The organism is Microcoleus sp. BM001215392 (assembly GCF_036700185.1).
Lineage (GTDB): Bacteria > Cyanobacteriota > Cyanobacteriia > Cyanobacteriales > Microcoleaceae > Microcoleus.
This window is the reverse complement of sequence record NZ_JAUBOJ010000121.1, coordinates 1-17,099: the sequence shown is the minus strand read 5'-3', so window position 1 is coordinate 17,099 and position 17,099 is coordinate 1. Positions and strand designations below refer to the sequence as shown.

Genomic DNA, 17,099 nt, shown 5'->3' with positions numbered 1-17,099 from the left:
CTCGTCAAGAGGCGAAAATTCTCACAGAAACCCGGTTTCTCGGACTCAGCGCGGGGCTCAGAAACCGGGTTTCTACGCAAAATCTCGTCAAGAGGCATAAAAACTCACAGAAACCCGGTTTCTCGGACTAGGCGCGTGGAGATTCAGAAACCTTACTCAAACCTCTCGAATCGCCAAAATATTCGTGTTATTTTGTAGTCAGATTAAGCAATATTCAAAATCAAATCATGTCTCAAGATCGCCCTTTCATCTCAAAAGGCAGATCGAACTTATATACAAAAATCTAAACAAGGAATTGGCAATGTTAGAAAATGAGGGCGATCGGACAGCACTGTCACGCATTAACAAGGTACGGCAACGGAGATCAATAGAACTCAATCTTAACGATCTGGAACTAAGGAAACTGCCAGATGCGATCGCGTCCCTCACCCAGTTGCAATTGCTTAAGCTTTCCAACAATCAACTGACGGAACTACCAGAGGCACTCACCTCTCTCACCCGATTGCGTGGGCTTCACCTAAGAAACAATCAACTGAGGGAACTGCCACAAGCGATCGCATCCTTCACACAGTTTCAAGAGCTTAACCTCGACAACAATCCTCTCAATCCCGACCTCGCCGCCGCCTATGAACAAGGCACTGAAGCCCTCTGGCAATACCTGCGCGCAAAAGCAGAAGCAAAAATCACCCTGAACGAAGCCAAACTGATTTTGATCGGTGAAGGCGAAGTGGGCAAAAGTTGTCTCCTCGGAGCATTACGAGAAGACGAATGGCTAGAAAGTCGTCCCACCACCCACGGCATTGAAATTAAGCCAGTGATTGTCACCCATCCCGACAACGACACAGAAATATCCCTCAATGGTTGGGATTTTGGCGGTCAACCCGTTTATCGATCGACCCATCAATTATTTTTCAGTGCACCAGCCGTATATCTCGTCGTGTGGAAGCCACGGGAAGGCCCCCAGCAAGGCTTTGTCAAAGAGTGGATTACCCTGATTAAGCATCGCGAACCAGATGCCAAAGTGCTCGTAGTCGCCACCCACGGCGGCCCCGGACAGCGACAACCGGACATTGACAGACAGGAAATTTGCGATCGATTCAACAGCGATAGCGATACGGTGCTTGGCTTCTTCCATGTAAACAGCAAACCTGACACTCAGAACTCCTGCACCGGCCTGGCAGAATTAAAAAAGGCGATCGCTAATGTCGCCGCCTCTCTTCCCGAAATGGGACGTTCGGTTCCCGCCAAATGGCAGCGAGTGCGCGAAATCTTGCAGACAAACGACAAAGCCTATCTGCCCTACAATGATGTCCTTGCCATCTGCACCCAACACGGAATCGATAACGAACAAGCAGAACTTTTCCTGCGGATTTCCCATACCTTGGGGCATATCATCCATTATCATTACGATTCCATACTCCGAGATATCGTCATTCTCAAACCCAACTGGCTGGCAAAGGCGATCGGCTTCGTACTCGATGATCAAATGACCCGCCGCCGCAATGGCTTAGTAGAATTTGAGCATTTGAGCGAATTATGGAGCAATCCCCCGTTTCCCGGCGAGACAGGCTACCCGAAAGAATTACATCCCATCTTTCTCAAGCTGATGGAACGCTTCGATTTATCTTACCGCGTGGTGCTCGACCCAACTAAACCCAGTAATACCAGTTTGATTGCTCAACTTGTACCGGATACACGCCCGGAATTGCCGAATTGGGGACAGCAACCGGAAGCCGGAGACAGACAACAAGTACAAATTTGCCGCATTGTGGACGATCGAGGACAACTTGCAGTCGCAGAAGGATTGTTTTACCAGTTGATTGTGCGCTTGCACAAATACTCGCTGGGGCGATGCAATTACGAAAAAAGTATCCATTGGCAACGGGGTTTGATGCTTGACGACGACTACAACGGTCGGGCATTGCTGGAATATATTGATAGTGATGTCAAAATCACCGTGCGGGCAGCTTATCCAGAACGGTTTTTGTCTTATCTCACCGCAGAGATTAAATGGCTAGTCGAGAATTTCTGGGAAGGATTGCGATGTAATGTGATGGTTCCCTGTATTGCGCCTTGCGGTAAAAATTTACCTGGAAACGGCTTATTTGAAGTTGAGAAACTAATTGAGAGCAAAAAAGACGATCGCCATGAGTATCCATGTCCCATCTGTAATAAATGGCAAAACATCGATTCTTTGCTCAATAACGCGCCGATTGCTTCTCCTCCATCCCAAGAAATCATTGAGCAATTCCAAAATGTAAGAGATGATCTAAATAATGTCCTTAGAGAGATAGGGACTCTAGATATTCGAGCAGAAGAACGCTTTCAGTCATTATCTCAGGAACAGCGGGTTATTCTCAGCAAAGGCGATGAGCAATTTGCGTCACTGATGCAAATGTCCATCGATCAAGCGAAAGATGGCCCGCGCCTGTTCAGTTTCAAACCTATCGAGCCAAGGTTTTTCGATAGCCCCAAATGGATAAAAACCAAGTTTCAAATTACCCTCTGGTGCGAACACTCTCGTCGGCCCCTTCCCGCCTTAAATCCTCACGACAAGAAGAAAGGAGTTTATGAATTGGAAGTATCGCGCGAATGGTTTACAAAAGCAGCCCCCTATCTCAAAATTTTGACGGGAACCCTGAGTCTAGTCTTACCAGTCGCAAACTCGGCAACCAAGTTAATACTAGATGAAGCCACCTACAAAGGAATTGAAGAGGGACTCGATTTAGGACAAAAAAGCATCGAGTCTACCTTGAAAGCCAGCGATTTAGCTACTAATTTTTCTGACGAAAGTGATATCCCAGATTGGCAACAGGACGAAGCACCAATCATGGCGAAAGATTCAGTTTTACGAAAATTACACGATCTGCTGAAAGCCAAAGATCCGGGTTTTGGTGGCTTAGTTCGGGTGCAGAATAGACGGCGCGAATTTGTGTGGGTTCACGAGCAGTTTGTAGATGAATATTAATATTGTTCGCCGATCGCCAGTTCCGCGCTACGATCGAACTATGATTCGGCGATTAAAATCGCTTCTACAAAAACGAAGTCCGCCTTCGCGGACTAAGAAAATAAAGGGCGATCCTAACCCAGATTTGGTATGATTGCTGATGGCTAATAACCAATAACTCATAACTAATGACTGATAACTCCAAGCCGCCACTTTATGAGATGAATCCACTCGGTCGATTTTCCGATCGCGCCGCCGATTATGTCAAGTACCGCCCGAGTTATCCAGCCGCTGCGATCGATGCGATTTTAGCAGGACTTGGGGAACCTTCACGGTTAACCGCAGCCGATATCGGTGCAGGTACGGGGATTTCTTCCCGTCTCTTAGCAGAAAGAGAGGTTCGAGTATTAGCGATCGAACCCAATGCCGAGATGAGACAAGCGGCTGCACCTCATACTTTGGTAGATTTTAGAGACGGAACTTCGGAAGCCACTAATTTGCCTGACCGATCGCTCGATTTAGTCGCGTGTTTCCAGTCTTTCCATTGGTTCAATCCTGTTTTAACTTTACCAGAATTTCGGCGAATTCTCAAGCCTTCGGGAAGGTTGGCGGTGGTTTGGAATTTGCGCGATCGCGCGGATGCGCTGACACAGGGCTACACTCAAATTGTTAAGAGCGCTTCCCAGAGCTATCCTACCCAAAAGCACGATCGCTCGATCGAACCAATGCTTGCGAGTGCAGATTTTACTAATGTGCGATCGAGCGAATTTGCTAACAGACAAGATTTAGATTTAGCAGGGTTAATCGGACGGGCACAAAGCTCATCTTATATGCCGAACTCCGGGCCTCCTTTGCAGAAACTTATCTCGGATTTAACCGAACTTTATCAAGCTCACTGCGGCGAGCGCGGCTTTGTTTCATTGGTTTACAAAACAATAGTTTATCTGGGAAATCCTACGGATTGTTAAGTTTTTCTGTAATGCCGATAAATTAAAGTTTTTGTGATATGATTCTGGGCAAATTAACGTGGCGCTCGCTCGGTAAATTCAAGAGGAAATAAAGGCGATCGCACAGCAGCACTTAGTAATAAATCCATCTTTTGTAAGATGCTCAAACTAATCTCTTAAGATGAATCTATTTCTATTGATAGAGCCCGCAAAGTTGTTAACATTTGTAAAATGAGCAAAACATCCTATCCCAGAGCTTCATCTATGCAAACGTATGATGTGATTATCATAGGAGCAGGTCACAACGGGCTTGTCTGTGCGTCTTATCTCCTCAAAGCCGGATATACCGTTCTTCTGTTAGAAAAACGTTCAGTTCCCGGCGGCGCGGCGACTACGGAAGCTGCGATTCCCGAATTACCAGATTTTAAATTCAACTTGTGCGCGATCGACCACGAATTTATCCATTTAGGGCCGGTTGTAGAAGAATTAGAACTGGAAAAATACGGATTAGAATATCTTTACTGCGATCCAGTTGCGTTTTGTCCGCATCCAGACGGCAAATATTTCTTAGCGCACGGTTCCGTAGAAAAAACCTGTGCGGAAATTGCCCGCTACAACGAGCGCGATGCTAAAAAATATGCCGAATATACGGATTTTTGGCAGCGCGCTTTAGGTGCAATGATTCCGATGTTTAACGCGCCGCCAAAATCCATCATAGATATTGCTGGCAACTACGATATTGCTAAACTCAAAGACTTATTTTCAGTCATCGGTTCTCCAGACAAAACGCTGGACTTTATTCGCACGATGATTACCAGCGCTGAGGACATTCTCAACGAGTGGTTTGATGAGGAATTTCTGAAAGCACCTTTGGCAAGACTGGCCGCAGAGTTGGGCGCGCCTCCTTCACAAAAAACCATTGCTGTAGGCGCAATTATGATGGCAATGCGCCACAATCCGGGCATGGCGAGGCCGCGCGGAGGAACGGGTGCATTGGTGCAAGCGCTGGTCAATTTAGTGAAAACCTATGCGGGTGTTATACTTACCGACCAGCACGTCGAGAAAATATTAGTTGATAACGGCCGCGCTGTCGGTGTTCGAGTTGCAGGCGGCACAGAATATCGAGCTACTAAAGGCGTCATTTCTAATATTGATGCGAAGCGTTTGTTTCTGCACTTGATGGACTCCAGCGATGTGGACAGTGCCGATCCGAATTTGCGCGAAAGATTGGAGCGCAAAATTGTCAATAACAATGAGACAATTCTGAAAATTGACTTAGCTCTCAATGAAGTACCTAAGTTCGATCGCTGGAACCATCGGGATGAATATTTGATGGGTTCTGTGTTGATTGCTGATTCGGTGAAACACGTGGAAATTGCTCACACCGAGCCTGCGATCGGCAAAATCCCCGATTCCGATCCGTCGATGTATGTCGTGTTTCCGACGGTACGAGATCCGTCAATGGCTCCCCCCGGACACCATACGGCTTGGATTGAATTTTTTGCTCCCTACCAAATCGAAAATGCTGAAGGAACCGGTCAGCACGGTACGGGTTGGACGGACGAGCTGAAAAACAAAGTTGCCGATCGCTGCATTGACAAATTAGCAGAATACGCGCCCAATATCAAGAACTCAATTATCGGCCGCCGCGTCGAAAGTCCGGCGGAATTGGGAGAGCGTTTGGGGGCGCTGAAGGGGAATTATTACCACGTTGACATGACGCTGGATCAGATGATATTTTTCCGTCCGTTACCCGAGTTGGCGAACTACAAAACGCCGATCGACGGTTTGTTCCTCACCGGTGCGGGCACGCACCCCGGCGGCTCGATTTCGGGGATGCCCGGACGCAATACGGCTCGCGTGTTCATGCACTCGCAGCAGCCGATCGCGCAAACGTTGAGCGATGCAGCTAATTCTCTGAAATCGACGGCTAAGTCGGTGTTTCGGATTAACTAGAAGTAAGATTTAGCAATCGCCGATGAACGCGGATAAACGCAGATGAATCAGATCTGCGTTTTTTGTTTTGATTTATTCATTCTGGCAGTATTTGTTCAGCTTGATGCCGCATCAAAGGAAATCGCTGGGCGATCGCACTCAATACTTTATCTAACTCAGGGGCATCTTTGGCGAGATTTGGCGCTGGTTCTCGTTCCGTCAAATCTGTTAAGATATTAAGCACTATAATCGCTAGAAGTTCATCAGCATTCTCCAACAAACTTAATAGTTGCTTGATATCTTCTTTCGCACCCAACCAATACCTCGCTCCCAGCAATTCAGCTTTTACTGATAAAGGAAGCTCCAATTTTAGATACTTTTCCAGTTTGGGCAATAGCTGCGATGTGCCTAAAATCCCTATCGAGTTAGCAGCATAGCCTCTAACTGCTCGATCTTCATCTGCATCAAGCAGTGAAAGCTCAAGAGTTTTTATTGCTTCAGGGTCTTCTAAATATCCGAGAGTTTCTGCTGCTGATGCGCGCACCAGTGCTGAAGGGTCATTTCTTAAGATATGCTCTATTGGTGCGATCGCAGGAGTATAAACAAGTTCGCCCAGCGCTTCAACTGTTTCAGACCTCACCAGTTCTTCTGGATCTTTTAGCAGAGGCATTAATGCAAGACCCACGGTCTCTTCTTCTTCAATTCCTAAATAACCTAACGCATATACAGCATTGGAACGAATAGCCACCTCGGTTGAATTCAACAACTTGAGTATTTTTGGTACAGCCTCATAAACTCGGGCATCAAGCAAATCTATAATTGCTTCAGCTTGCCGAGATTGGTTGTTTGAATCACAATTATCTAGCAGGATTTCTACTGTTTGTTTATTCATACTTGTATTATTCCTAGAGCACTCGCGCTAATTTTTTTTAATGTTGCCGATCCGAGTTTACCTTTTCTTTCTGCCGCCACTATGTCGGCTGTGTTTGCACCCGCAAGCTTTTTGAGTCCGGTATATTCTCACTTGTTTGGCAGTATCTTCTTTTCGTTTAGCATCCTCTAGGATGATTTTCAACGCTTCGCATTTGTCCTCTGTTAAACTTTCTCTCATTAACTGATACATTTCTTGTAAGATACCCGTATCAGCCACGTTACCCTCAGAAGTCATGTTTCTTTTGTGCCATAGTGTTTAAATCCTAATAATTTTAAGGTAAAATATCGATCGCCCCTCAAAAAAATCCTCAAATTTAGGGCGCTCGCCTAACTTGGATTTTAGCACAACAGGCAAATGCCTAATCTTTCACAACTCACTTGGCTAACATTGGATGGGGAAAATCGCACGCCTTCAACCGTTGTCAAACCAAAGGCTTGTTTGACTTTTTCAATGCTGGTGAACTCATTGTAAGACATGGTTGTTTTAGAGAGTTACTTTGCCCCGGCTCGCTTGCGGATAACTGGGACATCGCTCTTGATACCTAATATTACCGCAAATTCATACTTTATGTGGATGAAAAGACAGGCCCAAAGTTGAGAAACTGAAGTATGGCGTTACCCTTTTTTGAGCGATGACAAACCGAGTTTTGATTGTCGGCGGGCGCGGACGAATTGGCAGCAGCGTTGCCCAAGATATTCTCACCTATACCGATGCAGAAATTACTGTTACCGGACGCAACCCTGAAGGCTCTATTCTGCCGGGATTGCCGCCCGATCGCGTGCAGTATCAAGCCTTAGATTTAGCAGACAGTGCAGCTTTGCGACAAGCGATTTCAGCCTCTAACCTCGTCGTGCACTGTGCCGGGCCTTTTCACTACCGAGATGCGGGTGTATTGAAAACTTGCATCGAAGCAGGGGTTAATTATACCGATGTCAGCGACAGCCGCAGTTTTACTCGTAGAGCTTTAGATTGCCGGGAACTTGCTAAAAATGCCGGGGTAACAGCAATTATCAACACGGGCATTTTTCCGGGAGTTTCTAACAGCATGGTGCGCCGAGATGTGGAGCAATTAGATACCGCAGAACACATTCATTTGAGTTATGTTGTCGGCGGTTCCGGCGGGGCTGGCGTTACTGTCATGCGCACTACTTTTTTAGGTTTGCAAACTCCTTTTGATGTTTTGGTTGATGGCAAACTACAGCAAATCAAACCCTACACCGATCGCGAAACGATAGAATTTCCCGCACCCTACGGGAAAACTGGCGTTTACTGGTTCGATATGCCGGAAGCGATTACTTTGCCCGAAACTTTCCCAGTCAAAACAGTTATTACTAAATTTGGCACTTCTCCCGACCTTTACAATCACCTGACTTGGTTTGTTGCTAAATACTGGCCGGATAGCTGGCTGAAAAATAATTCGGTGATTGAGTTTTTGTCTTATGTCAGCTACGGGATGACTGCTGTTAGCAATAATTTTAGCGGTGTGGGCGTGGCTGTGCGATCGCAAGTGAGCGGCTTCAAAAACGGTCAACCCGCGAAAGTTCGATCGACAGCGGTACACCCGAATGCTGCCACAGCAACGGGTATCGGTACTGGCAGCATCGCTCAATTGATGTTGGAAGGGAAATTAACAAAACCGGGGGTTTGGTCGGTAGAACAGGCTCTTTCTACTGAGCTTTTTGAAGGAGCTATGCAGAGCCGAAACCTCAATATAGAGCAGGTTTTTTTGTAGTTCGATCTGGTATTTATGCAAGTTTTGATGTTTGGTGCATGGGCTTTTTTTGATTAACCGCGTTGGCGAAGCCTGCGCGAAGCGCTTAGACGCGAAGCTCGCGTTGGAAGAGGAGAGAAGAGTAAGGGTTTGCCATTGATGGGAGAACCGCTAGATAGAGTTTTTTGCGGAAGGGGATCGCCCCTCACACTAGATGAGTTCCGCTTGTTTAACTAATCTATCTTTTGGTAGAAGTAATAGTAACAAGCAGGCGCTTAATATGTTGCACATCACCAGAAATATCCCTGTTCGCTCGATCGCTCTGGGGTAGCTGCGACCAAGATGCTGCTTCAACCAAGGTTCTTGATGCGCGATCGCCCGATCGGGATCACAAACACGATAATTTTTGCGACAAAATACGAGGAGAAGTTGATATGAAGCAGGTTTTAAAAGCTCTCGGGCAAACATTGAGTCAAAGCATTTTGCTGGTATGTATGCTGGCTTTCATTGCTCTGGCTGGTCTAGCGGTAGCACCAAATCAGGCGGCTCACGCAGCAGGTCAATATAGCAGTCAGGCGCAGCCAGAAGCTAAAATTACTGACCCCGCAGAAAGTTTTGACGATCTCAATCCCCAAGCAGCTTACGAAGATATTGTCAACACCGCTCAAAATCCTGCCAAGGTCGAAAAGGTTTACGATGAAAGCTTAAAGGAATACAAGCAAGAACACCCGCAAGAAAGCATTGTTCAAAAAGCTGAAGATTTGATCGAAAAGGTCACGGGCAAGGAATAAATTAACAATTTTTTATCTGACTCAAGTTGCTAAATATTCAGCTTGGGTTAGGACACAATAGACCAGAGCTCGCCACTCAGATCGTCTGGAATCTAATAATTGCAATAAAATAGGTTTGTAGTGAGGAGTTTAGTCCTTTGATTGATGCGGACTCGCATTCCTCACTACAAATGCTTATAACAACTAAAATAAAATAGGTTTGTAGTGAGGAGTTTAGTCCTGTGATTGATGCGGACTCGCATTCCTCACTACAAACCTTTTTGAGTGACGACCGCGATATCATTTGAAGCAATTATGTAGGTGCGCAATGCGCACCTTACGTCGTTTTAGTATGGTGTTGTACCACTTACTTTTTGTGTCCGCGAATGTTTTTACCTGCCTATTCTCTGTCTTTTGGGGATAGCAGATTCATCCTTAAGGAAGATGAATAAATGAAAACGAAAAAGATAGATTTAATAAAAGTTGCAGTTAGATAAAAGGAAAAAAATATCATGAGCGACGACATAAAAACTGTGAAGCAACCTGATGCTAACCTTGACCCGCTGTCCGGGGAAACCGGCGCTCATCCCGTGGGAACGGGTATCGGTGCTGCCAGTGCTGGTGCTGCGGGTGCTGCGATCGGCGGTGCGATCGGCGGGCCTGTAGGAGCTGTTGTAGGTGCTGTTGTGGGCGCGTTTAGCGGCGGTTTGGCTGGTAAAGGTGTGGCTGAGTCGATCGACCCCACGGTAGAAGATGCTTACTGGCAAAACAACCACAGCTCCCGTCCTTACGCCGACACCAGCACAACTTACGAGGACTATCAACCGGCATACCGCACCGGTTATGAGGGCTACAGCCGCTATCGCGATACTGGTAAAAGCTTCAACGAGATCGAAAATGATTTGCAGCGCGATTACGAAACAAATCGCGGTAAGTCGAACGTGACTTGGGAAAAAGCTAAGCACGCCACGCGAGACGCTTGGGATCGGGTGGAACGGGCTGTTCCTGGCGACATTGACAAAGACGGCCGCTAAAGGCGCCAGCAAGTATTTTTCAGTCTGGGACGCACATAAACTCGATCGTGCGGGAGTTTTTTAGCAGTGCTGCTGAATGCAGCGAAGTGTTTTGGTAAAAAAACTGGTTTTTGCGTCTTCGACTGCTTGATATCCGATATCCTGTGCGATCGATTAACGACAATTAAGTAAAGTTCTTGGGAATTTTCAGCCCCTCTCTACATCGGGGAGGGGTAATTTCCGGCTGCGTTGAAATCGCTTTTTTCAGAAAGCAAGATTTGTCCGCGGTTGCTTGTCCGGCTGGTGGCGCCAAAAAACTTATTAACAAGGGAGTTTGAGATAAACATTATTTTTTGAATCTTCGGCTTAAAATTAAACTAATTTAGGACTCGGGCACCGATCGCCTTTTTCTGTGATTGTTCGCTATCTGCGTCATTCAATCGCAGCCGGAGCGTGAAAGCGTCGGTTGCATCAAGTCCGATAATTGTTAATCTAAATCATTTCATTCAAAATCGGTATAACTTGTGGATGCAATCTTGGAAAGAGCTTGGACACTCAAGCAAAATTTAATTGACTTTGTGCTTGATGCTGAGGGAGATTTGGCCGTAGCTTTGGAAGCTTTTGCAGCAGCTCGCTCGACGGGCGAGCGCTACGATATTGCTCAGCAAAATCAAGTGATTGACAGTTTTACCGTCGAAGGTAAAGTCGGAGACAAAACCCCGATCGACCTTTTTGTCGAAAATCAGCCGGATTTAACCGAGCGCGATCTCAGTTTGCTAAAAAATTGGGGCCAAAAAAGCTTCCCCGGCTTGTTTGAAATTACTCAAATTTCCCCTGACAGCTTCGAGGTGACAAACTGGCTGACGGCGAAGCACTACACTGTCAAACCCAACAGCGCCAACTTCCAGCAAGAAATGTCTCGCTTTAAGTTAGGAGAAATCTTGCGGGTTCGGATTGCGCCTCTCACCGATGAGGCGTGGGTACTCTCAGCACCTCCGATTCCCATGGGGAAATTGGGCAAACCGAAGCTCGCGGTGGCGATCGGCAATTTCAAGCAAAATTACAAAAATAACCTGTACAGCGACGCCCCAGAACTGTTAGAACAAGCTTGGAAGTCGGTAGAACAGTATCACGACGATTTTACCGAATTTTTTGGCAGCGACGAAGTGACGCTATCGGGATATCACCTCAACAAACAGTTGGCCGAATTTCAGGAGGTAATGACTAAAAAACGCCTAGCTGATATCGGCATCGATGGAAGTAAATCTCTCGCGGATATCGTGGAAGATGCTGGAGTCGATCCAGAAGAAATCAAAGCAGTCGCGATCGCAGCAGCAGGCGCCGATACTAAAGCAGTTGAGGTGGTGCTCGACAGCAATTCTAGTTCAAAAATGGTAACGCCGAAAGTCGAATTGCCCGATCGCTTCAAAAAAGCTGAAAAAGTAACAGCACTTTCTCATCCCCGCTGGGGACAAACTTTTTTGTCTAACTACAGCCAGTTTACCGAAATGCTGACAGCCGAGGACTTTTCCACAATTCCCGGTTACGATAAACTCGTTCGCAGCTATTTAGAAGATCCGGCAATTAATGCCTGGATTTGGCGGCGGTTAGCTAAAGTTAATCCAGCTCAATTAGGAAAAATTTTGCAAACTGTATTGCAACGCACAGACTTTCAGATCGAGATTGATTTAGATTCCCTGCTGCAAGAATTCAAAAAACCCTTAGAACCCGAACTCCCGGAAATTGCCAGCGTTCCCCTGCACCTGCACAATTTGTTTCAGGAAGCTTTAGGCGAAGTTCACAAGTCAAAGTCCAAGCCGCAGGATAAAAAGAAAAGCTCTAAAGGCTTTAAATCCTGATTGTGCGATCGCTAGGATATCACCCCATTTGATATGATAGTTGCTGTTTAACCAAATGCCAGCTCTGAGGCAGGGGTTTAAACCCCTGCCTCAGAGCTCGCAAAACTATGATGCGCGGCGCGCATTTTACCTGATTCAAGACTATATTCAGTAATATTACTTAGCCCCATTTTTTTAAAATTCTCGAAAATAGTCGTAATCTCAATGTGTGTCGCCCTCGGGGAACTCGCATCACAAATCTCGCTCTGGCGGTGAGAATTTAAATTTAGGTGTTTTTATACTTGACTCGAATAAGTGATATCCTTGTATAAAGTAAATAGACAAGCTAACTATCGCCAGTTTGAGAGCTTACTACAATGATCCAAAAAGTATTTAACCAGTTGGAGAAGTTGCAGGGACAGATCGAGCAACTGCCCGCAGAGCAAAAAGCCACGTTAACCTGCGATGTTAACAATTTATTTACAGCTTTGCAGGAATTGGCGACAGAGTTGCAGCCGCTGTGGCATCCCAAAGCAGGCCGTTCCAGCCCCGATAAAAAGAATACTATTTTTCATCCAAAAATTGCACATCAATCTGCGATAATTATACAGTTAGAAAAACAATTAGAGCAAAGTCAGGCGCAATACAAAAAAGTAACTCAGGCCCTGACCAAAGGAGAAGCCAGACTGCAAACAATCCTCCGCAACTCTTCCGATTTAATTACAATAATTGAAGCTGACGGGCGCGTACGAGAGCAAAGTTCGATCGCATTTAAACGGATTTTAGGCTACGAAAGCGAACAAAGAATTGGCGAATTTCACAGCGATTTATTGCACCCAGACGATGTACCTGCTTGGCAAGCATATTTTGCTAAATTGCTCAAACAGCCGGGGATTGCACCGCCGATCGAATATCGGAAACAGCACGCTAGCGGCAACTGGGTGTATTTAGAAGTCATTGCTAATAATTTGCTGCACGATTCCAGCATCAACGGCATCATCATCAATTCCCGCGACATCACTGAGCGGAAACTCTCAGCAGCAGCTTTAGAAAAATCGCAACAGCAAATCGTTAACATCTTAGAAAATATCACTGATGGCTTTTATACGCTAGACCGCCATTGGCAGTTTACCTACGTCAATCCAAAAGCAGAGGAGTGCTTGCACAAAAAACGACAAGAACTTTTAGGAAAAAATATTTGGGAACAGTTGCCTAATACTGCGAAAACGATTTTTTTTAAAGAATTTCACAAGGCGGTATCTCGTAACGTTGCTGTCAAATTTGAAGGGCATTACGAGCAGCAAAATATCTGGTTTGAAGTCGAGGCTTATCCGTCGGAAGAAGGTTTATCGGTATTTTTTCAAGATATTACAGAGCGCAAAACAGTAGACAATGCACTAAAAAAAATCTACTCTCAGTTAGAACAGCAAACGAAGCTGCTGGATACTGTACTTTCAACTACGCCCGATCGGCTTTTGATGTTCGATCGCTCCGGGCGACTAACTTATATCAACCGCGCCGGATTAGAGCTTACCAGGCTGTCGGAAGCCAGCATTTTCGGCAAAACTTTAGAAGAGATTGGCTTGCCCCAAAAATTGATCGAACTCCACAGCAATTGCTGGGAAAATGTACTAGCAACCGGCAAAACTTTAACAGCAGAAACTGAGTTTTTGAATCCGCGCACTGGCCGCAAGAACTATTGCAGCTATGTCTTTAGCCCGATCGCCAACGTGGAGGGCAGCATCGAGGCAATTCTAGTCACCAATCGAGATATTACCGAACTTAAAGCAGCCGAAGCAGCTTTGCGGGAATCAGAATCGCGCTACCGCATTTTATCGCAAATTACCTCAGATTTTGCCTATTCTTTTAACTTATTGCCCGACAAAACCTGGGCCTGCGAGTGGATGACCGAAGCTTTTACGCGGATTACCGGTTATACTGCATCAGAAATCGCAACTTCCGGCTGGCCAGAATGCAACTGCATTCATCCCGAAGATCGAGAAATGTTACAAGAACAAATGCACTCGCGCGACGGCAGCCGCGAGGAAGTCAGCGAGTATCGAATTGTGACAAAAGCCGGTGAAATTCGCTGGCTGTGGGATTGGAGACAAGTTGTGTGGGATGAAGCCAAGAATCGTGCAGTCGGCATTTACGGCGCTTGTCAGGACATCACCGAACACAAGTTAGTACAGACTAAATTGTGCGAAACTAATCAACTTTTAGAAGGGTTAATGAAAACTTTGCCGCTGGCAGTTGTCGGCATTGATGCCTCTGCTGCTGTGACGCTGTGGAATCCGGCCGCGGAGCGAATTTTTGGCTGGAAAGAGCCTGAGGTTTTGGGGGAGATTTTGCCGATCGTCCCTACCGATGAAATTATCGATTTTAGTGCTATGCTTCAGTCAGAATTGGCAGGGGAAGCGCAAGTTGCTCAGCAGTGCAAGCGACGGCGGAAAGACGGTTCGTTAATCGATCTATATATCTCGACTGCACCGCTGCGAAGTGACCAAGGCTTGATTAGCGGCAGCATCAGGATATTTTCTGAGATTTGTGCAAGCAATGGAAAGCCAGAGCAGAATAGCAATTTAAAACGCGATCGATCCCAGCCATTTTGGGCGCGTTACGTCGGCATTCCCGAGCTAAAAAACAATTAAACCAGCCCGCAGTAATATAAATCAAATAGGTTTGTAGTGAGGACTTTAGTCCTTCTTCGCTCCAATCAAAAACACTGAAGTCCCCAAGACAAACCTGTTCTTTTCACTCTTCAACTTGTCGGACAGCCATGCGTTGCAGCGGCAGGCTGAGGATGCTAGAAGCAGTCAACAAATAAGAAAGAACAGTAGTCAGCTTCAAGCTCAGCAACAACCAGCTATCCTCTGGCAAGTGAAGTTTCAGCCCAAAAACAGAGATGCAGTAGACTATCCAGTAAGTAAAGCTCATCTTGATCAGGATTTCTTCGCTCAAAGTCCGCTCGTGGGCCCGGTCAGAGGTGGGATTATCGCTCAGTACGACGAGACCCGCAATAGCAGCGACAAAAGAAACGATTACCAGATGGTCATGCCAGTTAAGCTCAAGCATTTCTCAAACTCCGTTCTTATCTGAATTTTTGGAATTAGACATCAGTCTAAAGGATAAGTTTTCGAGCTCCAAGCAATAGTTACAATTTGACACAGCCGCAGTTACAAATCGCAATGAAAATTCACCGCAACCGCCCGCCACAGGCTCGTTTAGTCAGTCGCAAAGGACAATTCCCCCTAAATATTGTCAAGTTGGGAGTACCTCGCCTGCATTTTGCCGACCTCTACCACAGGCTGCTAACTCTTTCTTGGCCACAATTTTTCATGCTGATTTGTCTGTCGTACGTACTCACAAATTCTTTATTTGCCTTGTTTTACTTGGCTGGAGGAGATTGCATTGCTAATGCACGGCCCGGTTCATTCAAAGATGCCTTTTATTTCAGCGTGCAAACAATGGCGACAATCGGCTACGGTGCCATGTATCCGCGCACGGAGTACGCTAATACTATAGTTGCGATCGAAGCATTTTTTGGTTTGTGGGGAGTCGCTATGGTTACGGGACTGGCTTTTTCGAGATTTTCTCGACCAACCGCTAGAGTTATCTTCAGCCGCGTAGCTACAATCGCTCCTTTCAACGGCGTTCCGACTCTGATGTACCGCACGGGAAATCAGCGCTTCAACCAAATTTTAGAAGCGCAGCAGCGAGCTACTTTGATCCGCGACGAAGTAACATCCGAAGGAGAATTTATGCGGCGTTTTTACGATTTGCAATTAATGCGGAGTCAATCTCCTATTTTTGCCTTAACTTGGACGGTGATGCACGCAATTGATGAGAACAGTCCTTTGTACCAACTTACCGCTAAAGATTTGATCGAGCAGCAAGCCGAAATTGTAATTACGCTAACGGGAATTGACGACACAGTTTCGCAAACTATTCACGCGAGACATTCTTTTGTAGCTTCTGAGATTGTCTGGGATCAGCGGTTTGTAGATATTATTCACCGACAACCGGATGGTTCGCGAGTGGTTGATTATACTCTGTTTCACGATGTGAAGCCTGTGGAATAAAAGTTTTGAGTTACATTATTTTCGGCTTTGGTGCTGGCGGTGCACCCTAGCATTTGCTATTAAATATGTTGAATTAAATTTGGGGTAGCAACTGCTAGAATAGTTTGACGAGTACCAAACATATACTTTTTACCACTTAGTACGAATAACGAACATGACACTAAAAGAATTACAACCGCAACTCCTGGCGCTAAGTCCCGAACAAAAAACTCAAGCTATCCAATTTTTAGCCCAAAGTTTAACCAACTTTTGGTCGGGTATTCAAAAGACTCCCGGCGTAATGGGCGGCGAAGCTTGTATCAGAGAAACGCGCATTCCTGTTTGGGTGCTGGTGAATGCTCGCCGTTTAGGTATTTCGGAATCTGAACTGTTAGAAGATTATCCGACTCTGCGTGCCGCTGACTTGGCAAATGCTTGGGCTTATGCTGAGGCATATCCTGACGAGATTGAAATAGCAATTCAAGAAAATGAGGATGATTGAAAAGTGGCACGTTTTTATGCATATGAGCAATACCCAAAGCGAATTGTGGAATTTCTAAGGACTTTAGGTCACGATGTCCTGACAGTACAGGAAGCAGGAAATGCTAATCAAAAAAATCCTGATGAAGAAGTATTAGCTTTTGCATTGAGTATTGACCGCGCTATTTTAACGCTCAATCGCCGTCATTTTATCAAGCTGCATACATTAAAACCAGACCATGCTGGTATCATTGTGTGTAAAGATGATTCAAATAGAGAGCGGCGCGGACTGATGAGGCTATTTCTAATCTCGAAACTTTGAGAGGTATGCTGATTCGAGTTGGGTGCATCTCATTTTTCCAAATATATTCGTAGGGGCGAAGCATTTCGGTAGTAAATATCTGGTTATCACTAATAAATTGTCTGCCGAAATGCTTCGCCCTTGCACTCATAGAGATGCACC

The 17,099-nt window shown here is 45.8% G+C and carries 15 protein-coding genes; 11 read left to right on the top strand and 4 right to left on the bottom strand.

Annotated elements, in window-relative coordinates:
* The first annotated feature begins 301 nt into the window (after nucleotides 1-301).
* From QT974_RS15040 to crtO, 3 genes are all read left to right on the top strand, one after another.
* Nucleotides 302-2,968 (top strand): COR domain-containing protein, encoded by a 2,667-nt coding sequence (locus tag QT974_RS15040; protein ID WP_333469272.1) that lies wholly within the window; start codon nucleotides 302-304, stop codon nucleotides 2,966-2,968.
* A gap of 167 nt (nucleotides 2,969-3,135) precedes the next feature.
* Nucleotides 3,136-3,915, top strand: coding sequence for a class I SAM-dependent methyltransferase (locus QT974_RS15035; RefSeq protein ID WP_333469271.1), 780 nt, complete (start codon nucleotides 3,136-3,138; stop codon nucleotides 3,913-3,915).
* 243 nt (nucleotides 3,916-4,158) lie between these two features.
* On the top strand, nucleotides 4,159-5,850 hold the full coding sequence (crtO, locus tag QT974_RS15030) for a beta-carotene ketolase CrtO (protein WP_333469270.1): 1,692 nt from the start codon (nucleotides 4,159-4,161) through the stop codon (nucleotides 5,848-5,850).
* A gap of 76 nt (nucleotides 5,851-5,926) precedes the next feature.
* Here crtO and QT974_RS15025 read toward each other — a convergent pair whose 3' ends face one another.
* The 3 genes from QT974_RS15025 to QT974_RS15015 all read right to left on the bottom strand — a co-directional run bounded on the left by QT974_RS15025 (nucleotide 5,927) and on the right by QT974_RS15015 (nucleotide 7,239).
* Nucleotides 5,927-6,721, bottom strand: coding sequence for a HEAT repeat domain-containing protein (locus QT974_RS15025; protein ID WP_333469269.1), 795 nt, complete (start codon nucleotides 6,719-6,721; stop codon nucleotides 5,927-5,929).
* A 57-nt stretch (nucleotides 6,722-6,778) separates the two neighbouring features.
* The gene (locus QT974_RS15020; protein ID WP_333469268.1) at nucleotides 6,779-6,997 is read right to left on the bottom strand and encodes a polymorphic toxin type 34 domain-containing protein; all 219 of its coding nucleotides are present in this window, start codon (nucleotides 6,995-6,997) and stop codon (nucleotides 6,779-6,781) included.
* 104 nt (nucleotides 6,998-7,101) lie between these two features.
* Nucleotides 7,102-7,239: a hypothetical protein gene (locus QT974_RS15015; protein WP_333469267.1), complete on the bottom strand. Its 138-nt coding sequence runs from the start codon at nucleotides 7,237-7,239 to the stop codon at nucleotides 7,102-7,104.
* Between the two features lie 155 nt (nucleotides 7,240-7,394).
* On the opposite strand from QT974_RS15015, the gene QT974_RS15010 reads away from it, so the two are divergent.
* From QT974_RS15010 to QT974_RS14990, 5 genes are all read left to right on the top strand, one after another.
* A complete protein-coding gene (locus tag QT974_RS15010) occupies nucleotides 7,395-8,495 on the top strand; it encodes a saccharopine dehydrogenase family protein (RefSeq protein ID WP_333469266.1) in 1,101 nt (366 codons plus the stop codon).
* Nucleotides 8,496-8,719: 224 nt separating this feature from the next.
* Complete coding sequence (locus tag QT974_RS15005) at nucleotides 8,720-9,265, top strand: hypothetical protein (RefSeq protein WP_333469265.1); 546 nt, start codon at nucleotides 8,720-8,722, stop codon at nucleotides 9,263-9,265.
* 491 nt (nucleotides 9,266-9,756) lie between these two features.
* Nucleotides 9,757-10,278, top strand: a complete 522-nt coding sequence (locus QT974_RS15000) for a hypothetical protein (RefSeq protein ID WP_333469264.1) — start codon at nucleotides 9,757-9,759, stop codon at nucleotides 10,276-10,278.
* A gap of 503 nt (nucleotides 10,279-10,781) precedes the next feature.
* Nucleotides 10,782-12,116, top strand: coding sequence for a hypothetical protein (locus QT974_RS14995; RefSeq protein WP_333469263.1), 1,335 nt, complete (start codon nucleotides 10,782-10,784; stop codon nucleotides 12,114-12,116).
* Nucleotides 12,117-12,472: 356 nt separating this feature from the next.
* A complete protein-coding gene (locus tag QT974_RS14990) occupies nucleotides 12,473-14,746 on the top strand; it encodes a PAS domain-containing protein (protein ID WP_333469262.1) in 2,274 nt (757 codons plus the stop codon).
* A 103-nt stretch (nucleotides 14,747-14,849) separates the two neighbouring features.
* Here the strand turns inward: QT974_RS14990 and QT974_RS14985 are convergent, their stop codons facing one another.
* A complete protein-coding gene (locus QT974_RS14985; protein ID WP_333469261.1) occupies nucleotides 14,850-15,170 on the bottom strand; it encodes a hypothetical protein in 321 nt (106 codons plus the stop codon).
* A gap of 113 nt (nucleotides 15,171-15,283) precedes the next feature.
* Here QT974_RS14985 and QT974_RS14980 point away from each other — a divergent pair, with 113 nt between their 5' ends.
* The 3 genes from QT974_RS14980 to QT974_RS14970 all read left to right on the top strand — a co-directional run bounded on the left by QT974_RS14980 (nucleotide 15,284) and on the right by QT974_RS14970 (nucleotide 16,958).
* A complete protein-coding gene (locus QT974_RS14980) occupies nucleotides 15,284-16,177 on the top strand; it encodes an ion channel (protein ID WP_333469260.1) in 894 nt (297 codons plus the stop codon).
* A gap of 154 nt (nucleotides 16,178-16,331) precedes the next feature.
* Nucleotides 16,332-16,658 (top strand): DUF433 domain-containing protein, encoded by a 327-nt coding sequence (locus QT974_RS14975; RefSeq protein ID WP_333469259.1) that lies wholly within the window; start codon nucleotides 16,332-16,334, stop codon nucleotides 16,656-16,658.
* Between the two features lie 3 nt (nucleotides 16,659-16,661).
* On the top strand, nucleotides 16,662-16,958 hold the full coding sequence (locus QT974_RS14970) for a DUF5615 family PIN-like protein (RefSeq protein WP_333469258.1): 297 nt from the start codon (nucleotides 16,662-16,664) through the stop codon (nucleotides 16,956-16,958).
* Nucleotides 16,959-17,099 lie beyond the last annotated feature (141 nt).